This window comes from Bacillus sp. FJAT-52991 (assembly GCF_037201805.1).
Classification (GTDB): Bacteria; Bacillota; Bacilli; order Bacillales; family Domibacillaceae; genus Bacillus_CE; species Bacillus_CE kandeliae.
The window spans coordinates 2,073,038-2,097,146 of sequence record NZ_CP147404.1 but is presented as its reverse complement, the minus strand read 5'-3'; the positions used below and the strand labels follow the sequence as shown (position 1 = coordinate 2,097,146).

Genomic DNA, 24,109 nt, shown 5'->3' with positions numbered 1-24,109 from the left:
TTTAATGAAAAGGTAGAGGGTTATGTTTTTAGGAGTTTCGTATTCTGATTTTATTATCATTATTACAGTTATTTTAGTTCTGTGGAGATTAAAGGTATGGTCTAATAAAAAATACAATGTTCCGAAAGTCTTCCAATGGTTTCCTAGAAGATGGGGAAAAAGGAAAGTTTCAGAACAGTTTTTTCAATCAAAACTTGATGTTGAAGGTAAGGGAATTTGGGTTACTTATTATGCTATAGATTTATATGTTATAACTATTCCATTACAAGTAAAAAAATATAATACACTTTAAAAGGTTAGTAATTTTAGTGTACTGCCCCTTATAAGAGTCGTCTAACTTAGTGTAGCTTATCCAGCGGCCGACAATTATATATAAGAAGAGGGCTATCTCAAAAGCGGTTGTCATTCGCTCTTGAGATAGCCCCTGTATAACTATCAAATTACTGATTAGGATGCGTTCGCCGCTGAAGCAATTTCTGTCTGCCACTTTTCTTCAGGATCTTCATCCAATACAATGTTGTAAATCTTCCATTTGCCGTCTTCACCTTTTTTCAAATACGCATTTCCTGAAGCGTTAATGTTCATTGTGAAGGACATATCTGGTGATGTAAATGAGACTTTATACTTTAGATTATCAATTCTTACTTCCGCCAAGCGCTTTTTAACAGTTACGACATCAAGAGAGTGAACGCCAATTGGTTCCATTGAAAAGGTAACGCTTCCTCCTTCAACATCATCTAACAGTGTCATACTATCTAATGAATAAGACAAATGATAGCCCGTTGTTGTTTCACGATAAAGAGCTTCAAGTGCCGGTAGGTTTTGTTCTTTCGTCAATTGGTACTCTTCTTTAATGTTGCGATCGACAACTGCTTTGATAGCTGATGCAGCCGCTGGATCAGCACTTTCCTTATGCAATGCCCGGTCAAGGATGGCAATCGCCTGACCACGGGTAGCCTGACTATGTGGCTTAAATGTATCGCCGTATCCTTGAACAATCCCATTGGCAGCTAACTTTCCAACCGCTTCATAAGCAAAGCTAGTGGATGGGACATCTTTAAATGTCTTTGATGTTGCTGGGAATGTTACTGTATTACGGAACGCGCGGTAAATCATGGCAGCCATCTGGTCGCGTGTAATGTTTTCATCAGGATAAAATTTTCCATCAGAGCGCCCTGAAATAATGCCTTGGCTGCTCGCGATGCGAACGTAGTCATAATACCATTTAGATGTTTTGACATCCGGAAATGTTTTTGTCTGTGCGCCCGCTTTTAGAGACAGGGCATTCACTAAAATTTTTGTAAATTGTGCTCGTGTAATTTTTTCATCTGGACGAACCGCCACATATGAATACTCATATATTTCGCCATCTTCTTCATATAAATCAGATTCCAAATACCCATCAATGATATCCATATACACAAAACGTTCAATGGCTTCATAAAAGCGATACTCGGGATCGATATCCCCAATATCATAATGGTCAATGGACTTTACAGCAGCTGAAGCCGGTGTAGCAGAAAACAAACCGAATAATAACAATAAAGACATGAAAATCTGAAATGCTTTCAAATTGTTTACCTCGCTTTCATTAGGTTAATATAAATCAGGCTTTAGTATAGCTTGTGAATAAGCGATAAAACAGGTGACTTATACCTATTTATAATAGTAAGTATCGGGTAAATATATCTAATTTTACCTTCGAATAGAAATCGATATAAATAGTGAGCGGATTTGTGATTTTTGGAATGGATAATAAAGTGAAACTTCAATCAGTGGGGGTTTTCTTCATCCCCAACTGATAAAAGAAGAACAAAGGCTAAGAGCGCAACATCCTGTTGCAACGCCTTTGTAACCTGCATCGTGCAGGCCCGAACGGATCGGGCGTTTACGGGCTGTTGATCCCCCACCTACATGCCTGCGCTTCTTCTGCCATGTTGAGGTGGGAGTCTTACAGCCCGTTAATGCGGGATAAAATGAAAGAACAGGTTTAGAGGAAGTTTCTAGTCTCTAAAAGACAACAACCGGTAAGAGAAAACGACTCGTTTTTCTTACCGGTTGTTGTATGTTTTTGTTTTTTACTATTAGAGGAAGCTTTGTAAATAACACCTCTAACAAAATCATTTCTCTTTCTGTACCACATGACCCGGTAAAAATTTATGAATAGGGATTTCCGCTAAAATCATTCCGAAGAAAATGAGCAGACAGCCAGTTAAACCAGCTGCAGCTAGGCGTTCATCGATCCAGAAGAAAGCGGTGATAGCTGCAAAAACGGGTTCCATCGCTAATAGTAAAGCGACTCGCGTTGGTGTGGTGAACTTTTGGGCATGCGTTTGAAGAAAAAATGCCAGTGCTGTCGCCGCAAAGGCTGTAATCAGCAAAGCGCCCCACACATGAGTTTGCAGCAAATTATCCGCTGTTAACGTCGTTTGCCAATCTTCCATGATGAATCCGCCTAGACTGCAAAGAACGGAAACGGTTAAAATTTGTACGCTCGTTAAGGCCACAGCGGAGGATTGCTGGGTAAAAGCATCGGTGAAAATAATGTGAAAGGCAAAGCCGAACGCGCCAATCAGCACAAAGAAATCCCCGATATTCCAGCCGCCTTCACCGCCTGCTGTCAGTAAATAAAGGCCAGTGGCTGCAATGAACGACCCAATAATCGCCAGAGGAGTAGGTCGCTTTTTTAGGATAAATAGTGATAAAATCGGCACAAGCACGACGCTTAAGCCGGTAATAAAGCCTGCTTTGGATACGGTTGTATATAATAAGCCGATCGTTTGAAAGGCATAGCCAATCGCTAAACAAAGGCCAAGAATGAGACCGTTTCTCCACGTGATGGCGTTCAATTCCCGGATTTTTTTACGGAATAGAAGAACCGTGAATAAAATCAAAAAGGCGAGAAAAAAGCGAATGCCGTTAAATAAAAGGGGAGGCAAAAATTCAATGGCATTTTGCACAATGACAAACGTTACTCCCCAAATGAGCGCAACCAATAATAAAGAGAAATCAGCGAACCACTTCATTATTTTTCACCTCGATCATTCATTCGAATGGCTTCACGGGCTAACCCATCCGCCCGATTCTCTTTTCGAGGAATCCATTTTACAAAAAACAGCGGATAGTCCTTGGCCAGTTCTAAAATTTGCTGTAATAACAGCTTATATTTTTCTTTATGTATATATTCTTTCTCGATCGCGTGAACAACCGTTTGCGAGTCACTTCGAAGCGAGATCAGTTCCGATTGATGCGCTTGAACAAGCTCAAGGGCCTTTAACACGGCCAAAAATTCCGCTTCGTGCGTGTCGCACAAGCCAAGTGGAATCTTATGTCTTTCTACTTTTCCATCTCGTTTGATAAAAATGCCAGCACCAGCCCATCCCGGGTCTCCCGTACTGGCTCCATCTGTATATAACTCTACCAAACCAATTCCTCCTTTCTCTCATAAAATTAAATTTTACTGAAAAATAAAATAATTATCAATACTAAAAGCGAAACCGACTGCCCAGACACGACAAGCAAAAACGGCCTGCCCCAACATATGCCAGGACAGGCCGCTTCCTTTCATTATTTCGGAAATCGTTTCGCAATATAGCCAAATGGCGTATCCATCACAGCGATGATCCATTTAAGGGCATACGTCGAGATGAAAATTTGCCACCAGACATCCATTGGAAATTCGCCAAGAAAAGCAATGCTGGTAAAGACGAGGGTATCGAGCAGTTGGCTGATCATCGTACTTCCATTATTTCGAATCCAAAATTGTGAGTCTTTCGGGAATTTTTTTTGTAAAAGGGAGAAGATATACACATCAGCAAATTGACTCACCATGTAAGCGACTAAGCTTCCGATCGCGATTCGAGGCAATAAACCGAACAACTCTTCCATCGGTTGCTGAGCGAAATCCGTGGGCCCAGGTTCAAACAGCAGTACCAGCTGCATCAGCACAGTCATTAATAATAAAGTGAAAAAACCGAGCCAGACGGCTTTTTTCGCTTCTTGCTTCCCGTATCGTTCATTTAACAGATCCGTTGCTAAAAAAGCGGTTCCGTACATCGTGTTGCCCAATGTCGCGGTTAGTCCGAATATTTCAATCGTCTTCACGACTTGCAAGTTCGCTAAAATAGTGGAAATCCCGACCCACACAAATAGTCCTGTGCGTCCAAATAGTCGATACATGGCTAAAAATATAGTAAAGTTAATGAGAACAAATAAAAAGCCAAACCATTCGTTAAACATAAAAAAGATCCTCCTAAATGATCAGACAAGTCATTAGATGATTTTGCCCAACGTACATTATACAAAAACCACTCAATTGGTCAAGAGAAAGAAGGGATTTAAATGAAAATGAAGATTAGATGGCAATATGAATATAAGGGGAGAAAAGCGGAGTTTGAATCTGATTGGCTTACAAAAGAGCATGTGCTGCCGATTATTGAAGACTTTCAAAAAGGAGGTCGAATGAAGTCTGTTGCCATTGTGGATGAATTATTGAATGAATGGACAGTGAAAGAATTTAAGAAGCTGGATCAACAATTAGATGAGGAGCCAGGCGAAGTCGAAGTGTATTTCGATGGAGGATATGACCGGCATACCCGAATGGCTAGTATTGGTGTCGTGGTTTATTATAAGAAAAATGGACAACATTGGCGGTTGAGAAGAAATGATCGTCTTATGCAGCTTGAATCGAATAATGAAGCGGAATATGCTGCTTTATTTCGAGCGATTGAAGCCCTTGAGGAACTGGGCGTGCATCATGTGCCCGTTGTTTTTCATGGGGATTCTCAAGTCGTTTTAAAGCAGCTGTCAGGAGAGTGGCCATGCTTTGAGGAGAGTTTCAGCCAGTGGCTCGATCGAATCGAACAGAAGATCAATGATTTAGGCATCGAACCTCTTTACCAACCGATTGATCGCAGGAAAAATAAAGAAGCCGATAAACTAGCCGATCAAGCGTTGCAGGAAGTATTTGTGAATAGCCATTCAGTGATAGAGGAATAAGTGTACAAAAGTGGTGGGAAGAAGGGTGTGACGGATTTGGATCGAAAACAGCTATTTACAGAGGTAGAAGAAGTATTGCAAACTTACTGTGAAGGTTGCTTAATCAAGGCCACCTTTAGAAAAGAGTATGGTAAAGCGTACGCCCATAAATTCTGCATTACTAAATGCACGGTAGGGGAAAGATTGAAGAAGTACGGTGAACAGTTATCAAACGCATAAAAAGCCGGCAAAAATGCCGGCTTTGTTACATATCGATGGAATTATAGCTTGTTAACGTTAGAAGCTTGAGGTCCACGGTTTCCTTCAACGATTTCGAATGAAACTTCTTGACCTTCTTCTAAAGATTTGTAACCGTCACCTTCGATTGCTGTGAAGTGTACGAATACATCGTCTCCACCTTCAACTTCGATGAATCCAAAGCCTTTTTCGTTATTGAACCATTTTACTTTACCGTTTTGCATATTAATGAATCCTCCTAAACTTCGAAGCACATTATATCTTTACATGTGCCCAAATCAAATTATTCATTACGCTCAGAAATCACTGTTCGTAATGTCTCTAATATACAAGAACTCCATATATTAGTCAAGGTTAGAAAGGATCGAAAAGTCAAAATTGTTTCGTCAAATAAACCTATATTTCTACATATTTGAGACCTCTCCTTTACCTTGTACTTCGTTAACAATTATAGTAAACTTTAGAGAATGAGCAAAAATCAGGAGGTCAATTATGCCTACACCTAGTATGGAAGATTACATAGAACAAATATTTTTATTAATAGATAAAAAGGGTTATGCTCGTGTATCTGATATTGCAGAGGCGCTTTCGGTTCATCCTTCATCTGTGACGAAAATGGTGCAAAAATTAGATCGGGATGAATATTTAATATATGAGAGATATAGAGGGTTGATTTTGACAGATAAAGGAGAGAAGATGGGCAAGCGGCTTGTTGAACGTCATGATTTGTTAGAAGAGTTTCTACAAATTATCGGGGTAAAGGAAGAATTTATTTACGAAGACGTGGAAGGTATTGAACATCATCTAAGCTGGAATTCGATCGATCGAATTGCTGATTTAATCGAGTACTTTAACGAAAGTCCGAAACGCCGAGCAGACTTGCAAGCTGTTCAGAAAAAAGAAGAATAAGGCTGCTCTTCAACAAGAAACCGTTCTGTGTGAGGGGCGGCTTTTTTTATTGCTCCAAATAGTGTAGTCCCTTACAATGGATAGAAAAGAGGGATGGGGTGGAGAAGATGAATTGGGGGACTCGAGCAAAGGATCAATGGAATGAGAAAGCGGATGATTGGCATGCTAAAAGTAAGGAAATGTGGGAGACGGGCAGTCGAAAGGATCTCGTTTCTTTTTTGGGGGCGCATGTTCAGCAACCTGCAATTGTCGCTGATTTAGGCTGCGGGGACGGATACGGAAGCTTAAAGCTGTATGAGAAGGGGTATGAAATCGTCGGTGTAGATTTATCTGATAAAATGGTGGAACTGGCGAAAACGTATAAGCAAGAGGGGTTAGCCTTTTATCAAGCGGATCTGACACAGCTTCCATTTGAAGATGAATCGATCCAAGCGGTGATGGCGATTAATTCTCTTGAATGGACAGAGTCCCCAAGAGATGTGCTGACGGAAGTGAAACGAGTGTTGGCACCTAATGGGAAAATTTGTGCGGCGATTTTAGGGCCGACTGCTGGCCCAAGAGCCAATAGCTACCCGCGCTTAACAGAAGAAAAAGTAGTGATGAACACGATGATGCCATGGGAGTTTGCTAAACTTGCCTTTGAGCAAGGGTTTAACATCATCGATGAGTATCATGTATATAAAGACGGGGTGACAGCTGAACACGTTGTTGCACTACCGAATGAACTAAAGCAAGCACTAACTTTTATGACGGTCTTTATGCTAGAGAAACAATAATTTTTTATGTTGAAAAGAGCGGAGGAACGAACATGAATATACATACAACAGTGAAGAGTGACATTGAAATTGCTCAAGAATCGGTCGTTAAGCCCATTGTAGAGATTGCCGCCAAAGTTGGTTTAACAGAAGAAGATCTTGAGCTTTATGGCAAAAATAAAGCGAAACTAACATATGAAACGATGGAAACATTAGCAACAAAGCCAGATGGAAAGGTGGTTCTTGTCACCGCTATCAATCCGACGCCTGCAGGGGAAGGGAAGTCGACGGTGGCCGTTGGGCTGGCAGACGCATTCAATCAAATCGGTGTGAAAGCAATGGCTGCTTTACGTGAGCCATCACTCGGGCCAACGATGGGAATTAAGGGCGGCGCAACAGGAGGCGGTTATGCACAAGTTCTCCCGATGGAGGAAATCAACCTTCATTTCACTGGAGATATCCATGCCATTACAACGGCGAATAATGCACTAGCCGCTTTTTTAGATAATCATCTTCATCAAGGCAATGAGCTAAACATTGATCCGCGTCGAATTGTCTGGAAACGGGCGCTCGATTTAAACGATCGGGCTCTTCGCCAAGTGATTGTTGGACTAGGGGGACCGATGCAAGGGGTGCCCCGTGAGGACGGTTTTGATATTACCGTTGCCTCTGAAATTATGGCCGTGCTTTGTTTAGCGGATAGCTTAGCGGATTTAAAAAGCCGGCTAGCTCGAATGATTGTCGCTTACAATTATGACAAACAGCCCGTTACTTGCGGCGATCTTGGCGTAGAGGGCGCGCTTACATTGCTATTAAAGGATGCTTTAAAGCCAAATCTTGTACAAACGATTGAGCATACACCAGTGCTTGTTCACGGTGGTCCATTTGCGAATATCGCTCACGGCTGCAACAGTATGGTCGCAACGAAAACTGCTAGAAAGCTAGCCGATTATGTGGTGACAGAAGCGGGCTTCGGTGCGGACCTTGGTGCAGAGAAGTTCCTTAATATTAAAGCGAGAATGGCTCAGATCGACCCGGATGCGGTCGTTATTGTCGCTACAATTCGCGCGTTAAAAATGCACGGCGGCCAATCTAAAGCGGACTTAAAGCAGGAAAATGTCGAGGCATTGCGAAAAGGATTGAAAAATTTAAAGAAACATATAGAAACGGTCCAAGCTTTCGGTCTGCCAGCTGTGGTAGGCATTAATCGTTTTGTGACGGATACAAAAGCAGAGATTGAATTGCTTGAACAATGGTGTCAACAAGAAGGGGTAGAGGTCTCCCTAACGGAAGTATGGGAAAAAGGAGGAAAAGGCGGCGTTGATTTAGCCCAAAAAGTCGTCCAAACGATTAACCAATCTCCATCTCGTTTTAAGTCGTTATATGAGCTTAGTCAATCATTAGAAGAAAAAATGAACGTGATTGTGCAACAAGTCTATGGAGGCAAGGGCGTAGAATTTTCTGCGAAGGCGCTGAAGCAGCTAAAAGAATTCGACCAGCATGGGTGGAGCGATTTGCCTGTTTGTATGGCGAAAACGCAATACTCTTTAAGTGATGACCAGGCAAAAATCGGAAGACCGCAAGACTTTACGATCCATATTCGTGAGCTGATCCCGAAAATTGGAGCTGGCTTTATTGTCGCTTTGACAGGAGATGTGATGACGATGCCGGGACTGCCGAAAAAACCAGCCGCCTGTGCCATGGATGTCGATGATCAAGGAAGAGCGAAAGGGTTATTTTAAGGGGGAGTTTGATTGTTTGATCCAACGGCTTTTGACAACATTAAATTTATCGTCCAAGCCGAAGTGTATGATCGCGATTTAGCTGGTTTATTGCATATCCATGACCGTAAAGATCTCGTGGATTTAGCGAGCATGGAGCGAGAGTCTTCTATTGTTTTTTCACTTGCGGAGCAAAAAGAACGAACGGCTGCGGTGATCATTCGGTCGACAATTCAGCAATTAGCCGGTGAGCTGATGCAGCTGCCTGCCGCTGAACCAGGGGTGCTGCTTGAAGTCATTTATTCAGGTGAGGCGATGCATTTTACAGAGGACATGATGGATCGGCTAGAGCAGCTTTGGGGCGAAGGGCGTCTGATCGAACGAAGAACAATTGAATCGAACCAGCAAGGGCTGATGCGTGAATGGCGTCTCGATTTTCAGCGGACGATCACAGAAGAGATGATCGAAGAAATGACTGATCTTGTGGGCTTTATAGTCGATACCCTGCAAGCGATGGAGCAATAGATGTGCGAGATATAGAGGAATGCGGGAGTGGTAACAAATGAGAGTATTAACAGTGAATGAAATGACAAAAACGTACGGAGAAAAAGTGCTGTTCGAAAATCTCACATTCGCCATTAGTGAGAAAGAGCGAATCGGTTTAATTGGCGTGAATGGAACGGGAAAATCAAGCCTGCTAAAGATTGTCGCCGGAAAAGATTTGCCGGACAGCGGAGAGATGGTTGCTCCGAATGATTATTCGATCGCTTATTTAGCGCAAGAGCCGGAGATGGACCCGGAGCTTTCTGTCATGGATCAGCTATTTTTAAGCGAAGCACCGGTAATTCAATTATTAAAAAAATATGAGCAAACGTTAAGACAGTTAGAGAAAGAGCCGAATAATCAAGCGGTGACGGAAGAGCTGTTTGAACTGCAAAAGAGAATGGATGCTCTTGATGCGTGGGAAGCGAATACGAATGCGGAAGCCATTTTAACGAAGTTAGGCATTCATGATTTTAGCCGCAAAATCGGAGAGCTTTCCGGTGGACAGAAAAAGCGTGTCGCTTTGGCGCAAGTGTTAATTGAAACACCGGATTTGCTCATTTTAGACGAACCGACGAACCATTTGGATTATGAAACGATTGGCTGGCTAGAGGATTATTTAAGCAAATATACAGGTGCTGTGCTGCTTGTCACTCATGATCGTTATTTTCTCGATCGCGTGACGAATCGGATGTTTGAGCTTGAAGGCGGCCGTATTTATACGTATAAAGGCAACTATCAAAGCTATATTGAACAGAAAGCGGAGCGTGAAGAGCAGCAAGCTGCCTCCGAAGATAAGCGCAGGAACTTATATCGCCGTGAGCTGGCGTGGATGAGAAGAGGAGCGAAAGCGCGGACGACGAAGCAAAAGGCGAGAATTGATCGCTTTGAACAATTAGAAGGCACTCTTGGACAAGGGCCGAAAAAAGAGCAGGTCGACTTAGCTGTGAAAGGTAGTCGGCTTGGCAAGCAAGTATTTGAACTAAGAGATGTTTCGAAATCATTTGATGGGAAAGTAATTTTACAAGATTTCAACTTACTCGTGAAGCCAGGGGATCGATTTGGGATTGTCGGTAAAAACGGCAGTGGGAAATCGACGTTTATGAATTTATTAGCCGGAAAGCTGCCGTTTGATCAAGGCGAAATGATCACAGGACAAACCGTGAAAATCGCTTACTATACGCAAGAGCGAACGGACATGGATGAAAAGATGCGCATGATCGCCTATATTCGTGAATCAGCGGAAGTGGTCACAACAAAGGATGGCGAGCAATTATCTGCGGCGCAAATGCTTGAGCGATTTTTATTTCCGATGCATGCTCATGGCACACCAATTTATAAGCTGTCTGGTGGAGAGAAACGCCGCCTATATTTATTAAAATTATTGATGTCTCAGCCGAATGTTTTGTTACTCGATGAGCCGACGAATGATTTAGATACGGCGACGTTAACCGTTCTTGAAGATTATTTAGAGGATTTTCCAGGCGTCGTCATCACCGTTTCGCATGATCGATATTTCCTTGATAAAACAGCGACTCAGTTGCTGGAGTTCCAAGGAAATGGCGTGATCGATTCATATTACGGTTCGTATAGTGACTATCTTGATCAGCAAGCGGCGCGTGAGAAGCTAGAAGCCGCTCCCGTGAAAAAAGTTGTCCAAGAAAAACCACAAGAAAAGCCGAAAAAGAAAAAATTAAGCTATAATGAACAACGGGAATGGGCTGGCCTTGAAGCGAAAATGGCTGAGGTGGAAGATCGGATCGCCAAAGCGCAGCAAGAGCTCGATCAAGTAGGAAGCGATTTTGAAAAAGCACAAAGCTTAAGCGAAGAGCTAGAAGCATTGAATGAAGAGTTGGAGCATTTAATTGAACGCTGGAGTTATTTATCTGAATTTGTTTAATGAGCATAATCTCAGATGTAATAGTTTCTTCTATGTTAAAATGGCAGCAACGATGAGGCAGAAAGGAGAGACTGCGATTGAAAATTATTAAAATCGAGCCGACGCCAAGCCCGAATACGATGAAAGTATTGTTAGATCAGGAGCTTCCGGCTGGAAAAAGCAATAATTATAAAGCGTCGCAAGCGGAAGAGGTAGCAGATCCGCTGCGATCACTGTTGAAGATAGAAGGCGTGAAAGGGATTTATCATGTCGCCGATTTTCTCGCGGTGGAACGAAATGGGAAATATGATTGGCAGCAAATTTTACCGCAAGTTCGCCAAGTATTTGGTGAAGGGGCAGGGACAGAAGCCACCAATGCTTCGATGGAAGAGGCTTTTGGCGAAGTGCAAGCGGCGATTCAAGTGTTTAAAGGCATTCCGATTCAGTTGAAATTAACGTCAGCGACTGAAGAAAAGCGTTTTGCGTTGCCGGATGAGTTTTTACAAGCGTTTCAACAAGCGCAGTCCGGGGATGATAATTACGTGCTGCAAAGAAAGTGGCAGGACTTTGGCGTTCGCTACGGAGACTTAGAGGAAATTGGCAAAGAAACAGTAGAAGAACTGATCGCTGCCTATCCGAAAGAAAGACTGGCGGCTTTAGCTGAAAGTGGAGCGAGCGGTCAATTGGCTGAAAAACGTCCACAAGTGAAGCTAACCGAAGCGATGTGGCGCACAGAAGACGATTGGCGGAAGCGCTATGAGTGGATGGAAGGATTAGCGGACCCAACGCTTGATGATCTGTCTGTGTTAACACTGGCCTTATCAGATAGCAAACCAGCGATTCGTCGATTGGCAGTTGTCTATATCGGCATGATTGAGGATGTTCAAGTGTTGCCGTTATTGACTCAAGCCTTAAAGGATCCAACGGTGACGGTTCGTCGGACAGCTGGCGATTGTTTGTCTGACCTTGGTTTTCAAGAAGCGACTCCTGCGATGTGTGAAGCACTAACGGATAAAAGTAAAATTGTTCGCTGGCGAGCGGCGATGTTTTTATACGAGGTGGGCGATGAAACGGCGCTGCCTGCTTTACAGGCGGCCGTTGATGATCCAGAATTTGAAGTGCAAATGCAAGTGAAAATGGCCATCGAACGAATTGAAGGTGGCGAAGAAGCAAAAGGCTCGGTGTGGAAACAAATGACCGAAGCAAGGGCCAAGAAAGAGGGAGAATAATAATGACAAATGCTTATGAAGAATATATGCGCCAAATGGTGTTACCGATGCGTGCTGAATTAACAAATGCTGGTTTTACGGAACTGAAAACAGCGGAGGAAGTCACAGCTTTTATGGAAAAAGTAGAAGGAATGACATTAGTAGTGGTAAATTCCGTATGCGGCTGTGCGGCTGGTCTAGCTCGACCAGCAGCGACTCAAGCGGCAATGCATGATGCAGCACCTGAGCATTTCGTCACGGTGTTTGCTGGACAAGACAAGGAAGCAACAGCACAAATGCGCACGTATTTCGAGGGATACGAGCCATCTTCTCCTTCTATGGCGCTATTAAAAGGAAAAGAAGTGGTACACTTCGTTCCGCGTGAGCAAATTGAAGGACAAGATATCGGTTCAATCATTACGAATTTGACGACGGCTTTTGAACAATACTGTAAATAAGAAAGAAGGATGTCGCTAGCGGCATCCTTTTTATCCCGCGTTAACGGGCTGTAAGACCCCCACCTCAACATGGCAGAAGCAGCGAGACGTGTGGGTAGGAGATCAACAGCCCGTAAACGCCCGATCTGTTTAACTAACAATCAGTGGGGGTGAAGAAAACCCCCACTGATTGAAGTTTCACTTTACAGGTACTTATTTGTTAGTGAGGAAAAAAGATGATTATTTCAACCGCAAGTAGAGTGAATACGCCATTAGAGCAAAAGGCTAAGCAAGCAGCGGAAGAATTAGGATTTCCGTATATTCCTAGACGAAAACGTTCCGTTGCCGAGCTGCAAACACAATATGAATCCGACTGTTTGATCGTCGCGAAGGAGCGGATTGAGCTATACCCTTTGCATGAACGGGAGCCTTTTTTCTTTCACCCCAATTCGGCTTCTTTCCGGGTGAAACGATTGATGCGTAAAGAAGAAGATCCCTTCGTGTCTGCCGCTAAACTCACGTCGGGAATGTCCGTGTTGGATTGTACGCTTGGATTGGCGTCTGATAGTATTGTAGCCAGCTTCGTCACCGGTCCAACAGGCCATGTGACAGGCATTGAAGGCAATCTGGTACTCGGCTATATTGTGAAGCAAGGGTTAAAGGAATGGCCAACGCCACTACCAGAGTTAAAGGTAGCGATGGAGAAGATTGAAGTAAAGATGGGACGTTATCAACAAGTGTTATCGACGTTTGCCGATCGCTCCTTTGATGTCGTTTATTTTGACCCGATGTTCACCGAAACCGTCGAAGCGTCAGAAGGCATTGCGGGACTGCGGCATTTTGCGATTTATGATGAGCTGGAGAAAGAGACGCTTGAACAAGCACTAAGGGTGGCGAAACAACGTGTTGTGTTAAAAGATCACTTCCGCTCGACAAGATTTGAGCGCCTCGGCTTTAAACAGCAGATTCGGAAAACATCGGCGTTTCATTTTGGGACGATTGAAGTCGGCTCATGATGTTTGGTAAGATAGGTAAGTTATGAAAGAAGGAGTGGGGCAACATGAGTCAAAGTGAACAACAATATTTAAACCTTTGCCGCCGTATTTTACAGGAAGGCGTGAGAAAAGAAGATCGCACAGGAACGGGAACCATCTCCGTATTTGGACATCAAATGCGCTTTAATCTGCAAGAAGGGTTTCCGCTGCTTACAACGAAACGCATTCCTTTTCGCTTAATTGTCAGTGAGCTTTTATGGTTTATGAAAGGCGATACGAACATTCGTTATTTATTGCAGCATAATAATAATATTTGGAATGAATGGGCGTTTAAAAATTGGGTCGAAAGTGAAGACTATCACGGGCCTGATATGAAGAATTTTGGCCTTCGGGCGTTGGAAGATCCAGACTTTAAGGAACAATACGAAGAGCAAATGAAGCGATTTAAAGAACAAGTGTTAATGGACGATGAGTTTGCTTCAAAATACGGAAAACTCGGTGATGTGTATGGTAGCCAATGGCGTGCGTGGAAAACGACGCAAGGAGAAACGATTGATCAGCTGCAAGAGGTGATTGATACAATTAAGAAAAATCCCGATTCTCGCCGTTTGCTTGTCTCTGCTTGGAATCCCGAGGATATTCCATCAATGGCTTTACCGCCATGCCATACGATGTTTCAGTTTTACGTCGCGGAAGGCAAATTATCTTGTCAATTGTATCAGCGCTCTGGAGATGTCTTTTTAGGAGTGCCATTTAATATTGCAAGCTATGCCTTACTTACTTGCTTAATTGCTCATGAATGTGGACTGGAGCCAGGTGAATTCGTTCATACCATTGGCGATGCTCATATTTATTTAAATCATATGGAACAAGTAGAGAAACAGCTACAGCGTGAGCCTAAGTCACTTCCGACATTAGTGCTAAACGAAGAGAAAACAAATATCTTTGAGTTTGATATGGAAGATATCGCGGTAGAGGGGTATGATCCGCATCCAGCGATTAAAGCACCAGTAGCAGTGTAAATAGTGGAAAGAAGGGATTTTGATGATTTCATTTATTTGGGCGATGGATCAAAATGGTGTCATCGGCAAGAATAATCAATTGCCTTGGCGACTACCGGAAGATTTGAAGTTTTTTAAAGAAACGACGATGGGCCATCCAATTGTGATGGGGAGAAAAACATTTGAATCCATCGGCAAGCCATTACCTGGGCGGGAAAATGTGATTTTGACTCGTGATCGCAGTTATGAGGCGGAAGGCTGTACGGTGGTTTATTCTGTGGAAGAACTAGTACAGAAAGCGGAAAAAGAAGAGCAATTATTTATTACCGGTGGAGCGGAAATTTTTCGCTTAATGCTGCCTTTTGCGGATCGATTGTATGTCACAGTGATTGAAGAATCCTTTGATGGAGAAACATATTTCCCGAAAGAACTTAACTGGGATGAATGGGCGCTCGTTTCCGCTACTCCAGGCCTTAAAAATGAGAAAAACCCGTATGACTATGAGTTTCGCATATATGAAAAGAAGAAATAGCAGATCGGCTCTGCTATTTTCTTTCTGTCTGTAGGAGGATATAGATGTTTCGTTTACTGTATTTTGTTTTATTTTTAATTGTGACGTTAGCAGGAAGTTTACCTGCATTACGCAAAAGTAAAAAAGTGAATAAGGAGCTGACGGTGGCAGAGCGCGATCAACAAGTGCATCAGCTGCCGAAACGATGGGCGAGAGCAGTCATGAAATCCACAGGCTCAAGCGTTCATATTCAAGGGCAGGAACATATTCCGAATGGTCCGGTGCTCTTCATTTGTAATCATGAAGGAGATTTTGATATTCCTGCTTTATTAGGACATGTTGATAAGCCGTTTGGATTTATTTCAAAGGTGGAAGTAAAAAAAGTGCCGGTTGTGCGCGATTGGATGGATATAATCGGGTGTATTTATATTAATCGCAATAATCGTCGTGATGCTGTCAAAATGCTTCGGGATGGTGCTGAAAAACTAAAAGCTGGCCATTCGCTATTAATTTTTCCTGAAGGGACAAGAAGCTTAGGTGGAGAGATGAAGCCATTTAAATCAGGCGGCTTTCGAATCGCTAAGGATGCCAACGTACCGATCGTTCCAGTAGCGATCAAAGGGACATCCGACATGTTTGAGAAGAACAATCGCAAAAAGGTGACGTCGGGTCATCTGCAAATAGAGATTCTACCAGCGATTCCTTTTACTATTTTTGAAGAATACGAGTTAAAAGATGTAGCGGATCTGACGCAGCAAAAAATTCAAAAAGCGCTCGATCAAATGAATAAATAAATAAACGGGGCCATCTGTATGTGGCTCCGTTTATTTGTTTATCTTAAAAACGTAATTTTCTGAAAATGCTTGCTTTTCTGTAATTGGTATCGCATAATAATATTATTATTTTAATGGAGCAAAGCAGTAAATCATGTGAGTGAAATGTTAGGGGGAGTCATTGTGAAGAAGTGGGTAAAAGGAATGGCGGCTATTGGAATGACGAGTATGTTAATGTTAGCTGGTTGTGGCAATAGCGGAGAAGGCGAAAAGAAAGAAGAAGCCGGATCAGAAAAGGAAGATACGGTGAAAATTGGGGTGACTCAATTTGTTGAGCATCCGTCATTAGACAACGCGCAAAAAGGATTTAAACAAGCGTTAGAAGACGCAGGCATTGAGGCAGAATATACTGTGCAAAATGCTCAAGGTGACCAAAATAATAATCAAACGATCGCAACTAACCTTGTTAGTGATGAGGTGGATTTAATTTTTGCTAACTCGACACCGAGTGCGACAAGTGCATTAAATGAGACGAAGGACATTCCAATTGTCTTTACTTCTGTGACAGATCCAGTCGCAGGCGGTTTAGTGAAAGATCCGAAAAAACCTGGCGGAAATATTACTGGAACGACGGACCTTCATCCAGATGCCATTTCCAAAACAATAGAATTTATGGCCAAGGAATTTAAAGGAAAGAACGTTGGCATTATTTATAATGCCGGTGAGCAAAATTCTGTGGCACAAGTCGAGGCTGTTGAAAAAGTGTTGAAGAAAAATGGACTGAAGCTCGTGCCAGCGACAGTATCCACTTCTTCTGAGGTGAAGCAAGCGGCAGAATCGCTTGTTGGGAAGGCTGATATGATTTATATCGTTACAGATAACACAGTCGTATCCGCTTTAGAATCTGTCATTCAAGTGGCAAATAAAGAGGATATTCCGATGTTTGTGGGCGAGCTTGATTCCGTAAAACGAGGCGGATTTGCGGCGTTTGGCTTTGAATATTACGACATCGGCTACGAGGCAGGGCAAATGGCGGTACAAATTTTGAAAGAGGGCAAAAAGCCAGGTGATATACCAGTCCAGCAGCCGCAAAAGTTAAAATTATTAATTAATGAAAAAGCCGCAAAAGAAATGAATATTGAAATGAAAGAAGAATGGAAAGATCAAGCAGAATTTGTTAAGTGATGTGAATGGGAGCTTTTCAGTGAGAAGCTCCTTTTTGTCACACAGGAGGAGATTAAGATGTTTACAGCTTTGTTTGGGTCAATCGAAGTAGGAATGATTTATGCGATTATGGCATTAGGTGTGTATTTATCCTTCCGAATTCTCGATTTTCCTGATTTAACAGTAGATGGCAGTTTTGTGACAGGAGGAGCGACCGCATCTGTTTTAATTATTTCAGGAGTGAATCCTTTTTTAGCTACAGGAGCTGGGTTTTTAGCTGGATTTATCGCTGGATGCTTAACTGGGATTCTTCATACGAAAGGGAAAATTAATCCGTTGCTTTCCGGTATTTTAATGATGATTGCTCTGTATTCCATTAATTTGCGGATTATGGGAAAACCAAATGTACCTTTATTGGCAGAAGAAACGGTGCTAACGAAGATTTCAGCTTGGTGGCAGGGGCTAGGAGTAAGCAGTATGTTCGAAGGAGCGACTTGGGAAATATTATTTTCAATGTTTCTGCTTGCGTTTGTCATTAAGATCATACTTGATCTGTTTTTAAAGACAGAAATTGGTCTAGGTTTACGGGCGGTTGGTGATAATGACGGCATGGTCCGCAGCTTTTCCGCTAATACGGATTGGTTAAAGGTGCTTGGATTAGGACTATCGAATGGCTTAGTCGCGTTTTCCGGTGCGTTAATCGCACAGTATAACGGCTCTAGCGATGTGGGCATGGGAATTGGGATGATTATTATCGGTTTGGCGTCTGTCATTATCGGCGAAGCGGTCGTCGGCAATTCTTCCATTGGTCGAGCGACACTGGCGGTTTTAATAGGTGCGATTTTATATCGGATCATCATCACGTTAGCGTTAAGAATCGAGTTTTTGGAAACTGGAGATATGAAATTAATTACCGCTGTCATTGTGATTATCGCGCTTGTTGTTCCGAAGCTAGTCGATAAGCAAAAAGCGGCGATACGCAAAAAGAGAAGAGCGGCTCAACTAGAAGCTACTGCTGAGAAAAGAGGTGATCACCTTGCTTCGGTTAAATCAAATATATAAAGTGTTCTATGAGGGAACTCCCGATGAAAAAATTGCCCTTAACCAAGTGAATTTGCAGCTGAATCCAGGTGACTTTGTGACGGTGATCGGCAGTAATGGGGCGGGAAAATCAACGTTAATGAACATTGTATCGGGTAAACTATTTCCCGATATAGGTACGGTCACGATTGATGGGATGAATATGTCGACGTTACCAGAACATAAACGGGCAAGAAAAATTGGCCGCGTGTTTCAAGATCCACTGGCTGGTACGGCACCTACCATGACGATCGAAGAAAATTTGGCACTTGCTTATAATCGCACAAAAACAAGAACGTTAGCCTTTGGCGTGACCAAAAGTAAGCGGGATTTTTTCCGCGAGCAGTTGGAAATGCTTCATCTCGGCTTGGAAAATCGTCTATCGGCAAAAGTCGGTTTATTATCAGGAGGGGAACGCCAAGCCTTGTCACTTTTGATGGCTACCTTTACAAAGCCGAATATTTTATTGCTTGATGAACATACAGCCGCACTTGATCCGGCACGAGCGGAATTGATCACGAATTTAACGAAAGAGATCGTTGCCAAATTCGAGCTAACAACGCTGATGGTGACACATAATATGCAGCAAGCATTAGACCTTGGTAACCGTCTCATTATGATGGATAAAGGACAAATTATTTTTGAAGCGAATGAACAGGAAAAGCCAGATTTAACGGTAGAGAAATTACTAGCAGAATTTCAACGGATTCGCGGCGAAGCGATGTTAAGCGACCGCTCGCTGCTGGCATAAAAAAGAGAAGGAGCTGTCTTATAAGTCGATTGTTCGGCTTATAGACAGTTCCTTTTTTTCTATTAGATGAGGGGATTAGTCGGTAAAGTGCTCTTTTTAGTCGCAATGGTGAGAAAATCAGTCGCCAATCACTCCGAATTGGGCGGAGATCCTGAAAAATCGGTCGCGAATCGCCTCGAATCAGTCGCCCGCTGATTGAAGCGTCCCTTTTTTTCAAGCTTGTCATATGGATCTTAGGAAAACTCATCAAAATAAGTAAATATATTTAACTTCCTTTCATTTTAACGGTATAATATGAGGAGATTGACTGTATAGTTAGGATGTGTAAGCATGAGAAAAATAAAAATAGTGACCGATTCGTCCGCAGATATAAGACAAAGTGATTTAGAGGCATACGGAATTACTAACGTGCCATTGACGATTTTAATAGACGGTGAATCTTATTTAGATGGGGTTGAAATTTCACCCGATGAATTCCTAGTGAAAATGCAGCAAGCGAAAGAGCTACCGAAAAGTTCGCAGCCCCCTGTCGGCCGTTTTTTAGAAGTGTATGATGAGCTTGGTAAGGATGGCAGTGAAATTTTATCGATTCATATGACAGGCAAAATGAGCGGAACGGTTCGCTCTGCCCAGCAAGCCGCTGAAATGAGCCAATCGAATGTGACGGTTGTGGATTCTGAGTATATTTCTAAAGCCTTATCTTTCCAAGTAATAGAAGCGGCAAAAATGGCTGAAGAAGGGCGAACAATGGATGAGATCGTTGCTAAATTAGCTGAAATTCGTTCGCAAACGAAGCTCTATATTGTTGTCGATACGTTAGAAAACTTAATTAAAGGCGGCCGCATTGGAAAAGCGACAGGATTTATCGGTTCTTTATTAAATATTAAACCGATTTGTAATCTGGATACTGCTGAAGTAACCCCTGTGACAAAAGTCCGCAGCCATGCACAAGTGATTAAATTTTTATCGAAGCAGCTAGCGGAAGAGTTAAACGGTAAAGAATTGATGAGAGTAGGTTTAGCTCATGCAGATGGATACGAATTAACTCGCAAGTTGAGGGACAAAGTGATTGAATTGACCGGTTTTGAAGATATCGACATAGATACGACTACGCCAATTATCTCCACCCATACTGGCCTTGGCGCCATGGCGATTATGTATTGGGCGAAATAACAAAAGATGAAATGAATGACCCGAGTATTAGATTCGCTTCTAATGCTTGGGTTTTTAATTTGTAATGGGATTAAAATAAAATATAGCGATAGGTCCTGATGGTTAAATATCGTTGAGTATTAACAAAAATTTTCTTTAAGAAATGAAACTTCATATGTGTTATTTAATGGTAAAATAAAGTGGCTATATTTGTTGAAAGAAGGAGGAATTAATTTGATAAGCGCTAAGGACGATCATTTTGGTCAAGTAGTTTCGATTTCTGGAATGAATCTAATTATTGAGTTAAATAAGGATTTGTTACAAAGAAATTTAGAACAGCAAATTATAATTGATGGAAAAGTAGTAAAAATGCATGTTGGAATTGTAGGAGATATATTTTTAATCGGTGATTTGGATTCAAATAATATTCACTTTGGCATTTTTGAAGAAGTTAAGTTGGTTACATCGTATGAAGATGTTGCGAATAATCAAAATCAATTTACAAATCAATCAGTTTCAAATGATAAAAATAAAGCAGTGGCCATTGCAAAAATAATTGGGTATCAAGATAAATCTATTGAAGACCGCTTAAAATTCCAACGAGGTATAGGGCATTATCCAAGATTTAACTCAAAATGTTACCTCCTAACTTCGGATGAAAAAAAATCCTTGTTTTCACTTTCTAACGGAGAAGGGATTAAAGTAGGAAATGTTGCTGGAATAGAAAGTGAAGAAGTAGCAATACATATTGATAAGTTTTTAGGTAAACATTCGGTAATTTTAGGTTCTACTGGATCAGGTAAATCTAGCACAGTAGCAAGTATATTACAAAAAATATTAAAAGAATATCAATACAGTCATATATTATTTTTTGATTTACATGACGAATACTCAGCTGCATTTAATTCTGAAGAATTTTCAAAAAGGGTAAATAAAATCAATTCAAATGGTTTTAAGCTACCTTATTGGTTGTTAAATTTTGAAGAATTTCAATCTATATTTTTAGGTGATATGGATAGTACTAAGAATGGCGACGGTATAAGGATATTAAAAGAGCAAATATTGAAATTAAAAGAAAAAGAACATGATAAGATTAAAACTCAAGTTGGAGATATAGAAAAGATAAGTATAAACTCACCTATATATTTTGATATTGATATGTTATTGGATGATATTACTAAGTTGAATAGAAGAACAATTTGGAGGTCCGATAATGCGTTAGCTCTAAATGAAGATGGCACTGATTTCTTAGTAAGTCAGGGAAATACGAATGTTGATAGGCCAGGAAAAGGACAAGATAAAGTTAATCAAGATCTTAATTATTTTGGTAAACTAAATCAAGTAATCGAAAAAATTTCAAGTATAAGAAACGATAGAAGGTTTACATTTTTATTTCAGGATGATGTAGAGGATTCTTTATTTATCAAAAGCTATCTAGAGAATTTATTGTGTATTCCTAAGGACGAAGATAAAGCCCAACTTACAATTCTTGATCTTTCAAAAATTCCATCAGAAGTAACACCGGTAATAATTGGAATTGTTAGTAGAATATGTTTTGAGTTTAAGTTATGGGAAGAAAATTCAAATACGTTACCTTTTTATTTAGTATTTGAAGAAGCACATAATTATATTCCAAAAGAAACTACATCAAATACAAGATTAACCAAAAAATATATTGAAAGAATAGCAAAAGAAGGAAGGAAATATGGTATAACACAGCTGATAATTAGCCAACGGCCTTCAGATTTATCTTCAACAATAATTTCTCAGTGTTCTAACTTTTTTGTTTTAAGGGTTACTAATCCAGAAGATCAAGCATTTATTAGACACGTTTTACCTGATCATTTAAGTGCATTGACTAATATGATTCCTCTTTTTCAGAATGGTGAGACACTAATAGTGGGGGAATGTGTTCCATTACCTATAAAAGGAATTATTGATAAGCCTAACCCTGCTCCTAATTCTAATGATGTTTCATTTAAAGAAGCTTGGTCAAAACCGCTAGATTCATATGATATTAGTAAAACAATATTTAGATGGTGGGATGTTAAAGAAAATGAGTAGATTTATAAATAGTGTAAGTTTAAAAAACTATAGAGGTTTTGAAGATGAAGCAGTTATAGAGTTTGCGAATATTAATAATATAACATTTCTTGTTGGTCCAAATAATTCAGGGAAATCGTTGATTACAAGAGCATTTTCAATTTTAAAATACAATGTGAGTGGAACGTTCTCAAATAAATTTTCATTAGAGGATTTTCAGGACAGTGATTTTAATAATTTAAATATAGAATCCCCTATAACGTTAGAATTTGATATTAATACTAGTGTGTTTAATGGAAGTCAAATTGTTGAGTTAGTAAAAATATTACCGTGGTCGACTATCAAACTATGTATTGAAGTAAGGAAAATAAATGGGAATTTTGTTTGTTGTTTAAAGCTTGGCAAAGAAAATTCATATTCTCACGAATTTGATAAAAGTAAAAATGATTTTATTTACAATTCTTCCAATCCTTTGTCGAGTTCTTTAGGAATGAGTAAAGATGAAATAGAAATGTTATGTAAGACTATGTATATAGAAGTAAGTTCTAGAGTTATGGTCTTTGATGCAATTCGATCGTTTGATAGAAGAGAATCGGATTTTTATAAAAATGGTTCAGAAATACTTAAATGGCTTCATGAAAATCGTTCACAAGCAGAAATAGGTAGATGTAAAAAACAAGTAAGAGAATGGTTGAAAAATGTATTCAATTTAGATGATCCAAGCGAAGTAGTAGCTGACATTGAAAAGAAACAATTAAAGTTCACTTTTGATTATTTTCAATTTTCTTCGGAGGAAATTGGAACAGGGTATACCATGTTATATATTCTACTTATGGAAATAGTAAGAAATAAAAAAGAAATAATATTAATTGATGAGATAGAAAGTCACTTACAACCGGGGTTAGTAAGACAACTTATTCAACTTATTAGAACGCATGGAAATTCTCAATATGTATTAGCGACTCATTCTCCTACTGTATTGGAGTGTGCCGATAAAGAAGATATATTATATAGATTTAATAAAAATGACGGGAAATGTAACTTTGAAAACTTTTTTAGAAATAATGAAGGCATAAATAAATTTAGAGAAGTTTGTAATGAATTAGGTGTAATTCCTGGTGATGCATTATTATCTAATACGGTTATTTGGGTTGAAGGTCCTTCAGAGATGTTTTGGTTAAGAGCATGGTTAAAAGCTTATTATCCAATTTTTAAAGAAAATAATGATATAGAAAATAACTTAATCGAAGGATTACATTATTCAATTTTACTAACAGGAGGAAGCAATATTGGACATTATGGATTTGCAGAACAGGAAACTCCAATTGAGATTTTAGAAGAGGAATTAGTACTCAAAGTCTTAAAAGTAAATCCTAATCCATTTGTAGTAGTGGATTCAGACAATGCTGCGATAGGTTCTGCTAAGCATGAGAGAATGATAAGAATTGGAGAAGAACTAAATCAAATAAATTCTTTAAATCCAATTCTTAGAGAGAATTGTTTAGCAGATATAAATAGCGATAACGTTAAAGAGGTAATAAATTTATGGATTCTAGAGGGAAAAGAATTAGAAAATTATGTGCATCCACAACTATTGAAAAATTTCTACACTGAAAGATCGTCACAGCGTGCTTCAAAAATTACGGGAATAAATAGTGAGATAGATTGGGATGTATATTCTCAAACTCAAGGTGTAGGAGAAATTTTAGAGAGTAGAGGAATTAGTGGTGTGAAAAAAGATAGTGGAACAATAATCCATAAAAATGATTTAGCAAGATATATTTTTAGAAACTTAGGTTCTATATATTTCCAAGAAAGTCCTAGTGAGATAGAAAAACCTAATGGAGAAATGTTAGCAGATTTGAAAAGAAATTTGGATAAACTTATATCATATATTCTTACTATAAATAATATTAAGGTCAAATCCCTAGTTTTTAAATGATTATAGGTGA

The 24,109-nt window shown here is 40.4% G+C and carries 25 protein-coding genes; 20 read left to right on the top strand and 5 right to left on the bottom strand.

The genetic code is table 11. The features are described 5' to 3' along the window. The first annotated feature begins 22 nt into the window (after positions 1-22). Entirely contained in the window at positions 23-292 is a 270-nt protein-coding gene (locus WDJ61_RS10705) for a hypothetical protein (RefSeq protein WP_338749530.1), read from the top strand. 155 nt (positions 293-447) lie between these two features. Here WDJ61_RS10705 and WDJ61_RS10700 read toward each other — a convergent pair whose 3' ends face one another. The 4 genes from WDJ61_RS10700 to WDJ61_RS10685 form a co-directional block, all read right to left on the bottom strand. Next, positions 448-1,572, bottom strand: a complete 1,125-nt coding sequence (locus tag WDJ61_RS10700; protein ID WP_338749528.1) for an S-layer homology domain-containing protein — start codon at positions 1,570-1,572, stop codon at positions 448-450. A 548-nt stretch (positions 1,573-2,120) separates the two neighbouring features. Then, positions 2,121-3,026 carry a DMT family transporter gene (locus WDJ61_RS10695; protein ID WP_338749526.1) on the bottom strand — a complete coding sequence of 302 codons (906 nt, stop codon included), beginning with the start codon at positions 3,024-3,026 and terminating at the stop codon, positions 2,121-2,123. Beyond that, complete coding sequence (locus tag WDJ61_RS10690; protein WP_338749524.1) at positions 3,026-3,424, bottom strand: ribonuclease HI family protein; 399 nt, start codon at positions 3,422-3,424, stop codon at positions 3,026-3,028. Before WDJ61_RS10690 ends, WDJ61_RS10695 begins: the two co-directional genes overlap by 1 nt. Positions 3,425-3,567: 143 nt before the next feature. Beyond that, positions 3,568-4,239, bottom strand: a complete 672-nt coding sequence (locus WDJ61_RS10685) for a queuosine precursor transporter (protein WP_338749522.1) — start codon at positions 4,237-4,239, stop codon at positions 3,568-3,570. A gap of 102 nt (positions 4,240-4,341) precedes the next feature. Here WDJ61_RS10685 and WDJ61_RS10680 point away from each other — a divergent pair, with 102 nt between their 5' ends. Further along, complete coding sequence (locus WDJ61_RS10680; RefSeq protein ID WP_338749520.1) at positions 4,342-4,998, top strand: reverse transcriptase-like protein; 657 nt, start codon at positions 4,342-4,344, stop codon at positions 4,996-4,998. Between the two features lie 36 nt (positions 4,999-5,034). Next, positions 5,035-5,217, top strand: coding sequence for a zinc-finger domain-containing protein (locus WDJ61_RS10675; RefSeq protein ID WP_338754770.1), 183 nt, complete (start codon positions 5,035-5,037; stop codon positions 5,215-5,217). Between the two features lie 41 nt (positions 5,218-5,258). Here the strand turns inward: WDJ61_RS10675 and cspD are convergent, their stop codons facing one another. Beyond that, on the bottom strand, positions 5,259-5,459 hold the full coding sequence (gene cspD, locus WDJ61_RS10670) for a cold-shock protein CspD (RefSeq protein ID WP_338749518.1): 201 nt from the start codon (positions 5,457-5,459) through the stop codon (positions 5,259-5,261). A 268-nt stretch (positions 5,460-5,727) separates the two neighbouring features. Here cspD and mntR point away from each other — a divergent pair, with 268 nt between their 5' ends. The 17 genes from mntR to WDJ61_RS10585 all read left to right on the top strand — a co-directional run bounded on the left by mntR (position 5,728) and on the right by WDJ61_RS10585 (position 24,099). After that, positions 5,728-6,144: a transcriptional regulator MntR gene (gene mntR / locus WDJ61_RS10665; RefSeq protein WP_338749516.1), complete on the top strand. Its 417-nt coding sequence runs from the start codon at positions 5,728-5,730 to the stop codon at positions 6,142-6,144. Positions 6,145-6,251: 107 nt separating this feature from the next. Continuing rightward, positions 6,252-6,920, top strand: a complete 669-nt coding sequence (locus WDJ61_RS10660; protein WP_338754769.1) for a class I SAM-dependent methyltransferase — start codon at positions 6,252-6,254, stop codon at positions 6,918-6,920. A gap of 32 nt (positions 6,921-6,952) precedes the next feature. Next, complete coding sequence (locus WDJ61_RS10655) at positions 6,953-8,641, top strand: formate--tetrahydrofolate ligase (protein ID WP_338749514.1); 1,689 nt, start codon at positions 6,953-6,955, stop codon at positions 8,639-8,641. A 12-nt stretch (positions 8,642-8,653) separates the two neighbouring features. Continuing rightward, on the top strand, positions 8,654-9,145 hold the full coding sequence (locus WDJ61_RS10650; RefSeq protein ID WP_338749512.1) for a hypothetical protein: 492 nt from the start codon (positions 8,654-8,656) through the stop codon (positions 9,143-9,145). A gap of 37 nt (positions 9,146-9,182) precedes the next feature. Then, complete coding sequence (locus WDJ61_RS10645; RefSeq protein ID WP_338749510.1) at positions 9,183-11,063, top strand: ABC-F family ATP-binding cassette domain-containing protein; 1,881 nt, start codon at positions 9,183-9,185, stop codon at positions 11,061-11,063. A gap of 77 nt (positions 11,064-11,140) precedes the next feature. Next, on the top strand, positions 11,141-12,271 hold the full coding sequence (locus tag WDJ61_RS10640) for a conserved virulence factor C family protein (RefSeq protein WP_338749508.1): 1,131 nt from the start codon (positions 11,141-11,143) through the stop codon (positions 12,269-12,271). Between the two features lie 2 nt (positions 12,272-12,273). Beyond that, a complete protein-coding gene (locus WDJ61_RS10635) occupies positions 12,274-12,708 on the top strand; it encodes a BrxA/BrxB family bacilliredoxin (RefSeq protein ID WP_338749505.1) in 435 nt (144 codons plus the stop codon). A 215-nt stretch (positions 12,709-12,923) separates the two neighbouring features. Next, positions 12,924-13,703, top strand: coding sequence for a class I SAM-dependent methyltransferase (locus WDJ61_RS10630; RefSeq protein ID WP_338749503.1), 780 nt, complete (start codon positions 12,924-12,926; stop codon positions 13,701-13,703). Between the two features lie 44 nt (positions 13,704-13,747). Beyond that, on the top strand, positions 13,748-14,704 hold the full coding sequence (locus WDJ61_RS10625) for a thymidylate synthase (RefSeq protein ID WP_338749501.1): 957 nt from the start codon (positions 13,748-13,750) through the stop codon (positions 14,702-14,704). Positions 14,705-14,726: 22 nt separating this feature from the next. Beyond that, positions 14,727-15,215 carry a dihydrofolate reductase gene (locus WDJ61_RS10620; RefSeq protein ID WP_338749499.1) on the top strand — a complete coding sequence of 163 codons (489 nt, stop codon included), beginning with the start codon at positions 14,727-14,729 and terminating at the stop codon, positions 15,213-15,215. A gap of 44 nt (positions 15,216-15,259) precedes the next feature. Then, complete coding sequence (locus WDJ61_RS10615; protein ID WP_338749497.1) at positions 15,260-15,988, top strand: lysophospholipid acyltransferase family protein; 729 nt, start codon at positions 15,260-15,262, stop codon at positions 15,986-15,988. 144 nt (positions 15,989-16,132) lie between these two features. Then, positions 16,133-17,152, top strand: a complete 1,020-nt coding sequence (locus WDJ61_RS10610; RefSeq protein ID WP_413789097.1) for an ABC transporter substrate-binding protein — start codon at positions 16,133-16,135, stop codon at positions 17,150-17,152. Positions 17,153-17,209: 57 nt separating this feature from the next. Continuing rightward, positions 17,210-18,193, top strand: a complete 984-nt coding sequence (locus tag WDJ61_RS10605) for an ABC transporter permease subunit (RefSeq protein WP_338749495.1) — start codon at positions 17,210-17,212, stop codon at positions 18,191-18,193. Beyond that, positions 18,168-18,962, top strand: a complete 795-nt coding sequence (locus WDJ61_RS10600; RefSeq protein WP_338749493.1) for an ABC transporter ATP-binding protein — start codon at positions 18,168-18,170, stop codon at positions 18,960-18,962. Before WDJ61_RS10605 ends, WDJ61_RS10600 begins: the two co-directional genes overlap by 26 nt. Positions 18,963-19,292: 330 nt before the next feature. Next, positions 19,293-20,135, top strand: a complete 843-nt coding sequence (locus WDJ61_RS10595) for a DegV family protein (RefSeq protein WP_338749491.1) — start codon at positions 19,293-19,295, stop codon at positions 20,133-20,135. A 192-nt stretch (positions 20,136-20,327) separates the two neighbouring features. Continuing rightward, complete coding sequence (locus tag WDJ61_RS10590) at positions 20,328-22,178, top strand: ATP-binding protein (protein ID WP_338749489.1); 1,851 nt, start codon at positions 20,328-20,330, stop codon at positions 22,176-22,178. After that, positions 22,171-24,099, top strand: coding sequence for an ATP-binding protein (locus WDJ61_RS10585; protein WP_338749487.1), 1,929 nt, complete (start codon positions 22,171-22,173; stop codon positions 24,097-24,099). Before WDJ61_RS10590 ends, WDJ61_RS10585 begins: the two co-directional genes overlap by 8 nt. The last annotated feature ends 10 nt before the right edge of the window (positions 24,100-24,109 follow it).

What these genes read in the sequence shown, in the direction of transcription:
- WDJ61_RS10695 (WP_338749526.1), bottom strand. Translation starts at nt 3,026, where the DNA reads ATGAAGTGGTTCGCTGATTTCTCTTTATTATTGGTTGCGCTCATTTGG.
- WDJ61_RS10680 (WP_338749520.1), top strand. Translation starts at nt 4,342, where the DNA reads ATGAAAATGAAGATTAGATGGCAATATGAATATAAGGGGAGAAAAGCG.
- WDJ61_RS10705 (WP_338749530.1), top strand. Translation starts at nt 23, where the DNA reads ATGTTTTTAGGAGTTTCGTATTCTGATTTTATTATCATTATTACAGTT.
- WDJ61_RS10585 (WP_338749487.1), top strand. Translation starts at nt 22,171, where the DNA reads ATGAGTAGATTTATAAATAGTGTAAGTTTAAAAAACTATAGAGGTTTT.
- WDJ61_RS10605 (WP_338749495.1), top strand. Translation starts at nt 17,210, where the DNA reads ATGTTTACAGCTTTGTTTGGGTCAATCGAAGTAGGAATGATTTATGCG.
- WDJ61_RS10595 (WP_338749491.1), top strand. Translation starts at nt 19,293, where the DNA reads ATGAGAAAAATAAAAATAGTGACCGATTCGTCCGCAGATATAAGACAA.
- mntR (WP_338749516.1), top strand. Translation starts at nt 5,728, where the DNA reads ATGCCTACACCTAGTATGGAAGATTACATAGAACAAATATTTTTATTA.
- cspD (WP_338749518.1), bottom strand. Translation starts at nt 5,459, where the DNA reads ATGCAAAACGGTAAAGTAAAATGGTTCAATAACGAAAAAGGCTTTGGA.
- WDJ61_RS10610 (WP_413789097.1), top strand. Translation starts at nt 16,133, where the DNA reads ATGTTAGGGGGAGTCATTGTGAAGAAGTGGGTAAAAGGAATGGCGGCT.
- WDJ61_RS10625 (WP_338749501.1), top strand. Translation starts at nt 13,748, where the DNA reads ATGAGTCAAAGTGAACAACAATATTTAAACCTTTGCCGCCGTATTTTA.
- WDJ61_RS10645 (WP_338749510.1), top strand. Translation starts at nt 9,183, where the DNA reads ATGAGAGTATTAACAGTGAATGAAATGACAAAAACGTACGGAGAAAAA.
- WDJ61_RS10655 (WP_338749514.1), top strand. Translation starts at nt 6,953, where the DNA reads ATGAATATACATACAACAGTGAAGAGTGACATTGAAATTGCTCAAGAA.
- WDJ61_RS10635 (WP_338749505.1), top strand. Translation starts at nt 12,274, where the DNA reads ATGACAAATGCTTATGAAGAATATATGCGCCAAATGGTGTTACCGATG.
- WDJ61_RS10660 (WP_338754769.1), top strand. Translation starts at nt 6,252, where the DNA reads ATGAATTGGGGGACTCGAGCAAAGGATCAATGGAATGAGAAAGCGGAT.
- WDJ61_RS10630 (WP_338749503.1), top strand. Translation starts at nt 12,924, where the DNA reads ATGATTATTTCAACCGCAAGTAGAGTGAATACGCCATTAGAGCAAAAG.
- WDJ61_RS10685 (WP_338749522.1), bottom strand. Translation starts at nt 4,239, where the DNA reads ATGTTTAACGAATGGTTTGGCTTTTTATTTGTTCTCATTAACTTTACT.
- WDJ61_RS10615 (WP_338749497.1), top strand. Translation starts at nt 15,260, where the DNA reads ATGTTTCGTTTACTGTATTTTGTTTTATTTTTAATTGTGACGTTAGCA.
- WDJ61_RS10620 (WP_338749499.1), top strand. Translation starts at nt 14,727, where the DNA reads ATGATTTCATTTATTTGGGCGATGGATCAAAATGGTGTCATCGGCAAG.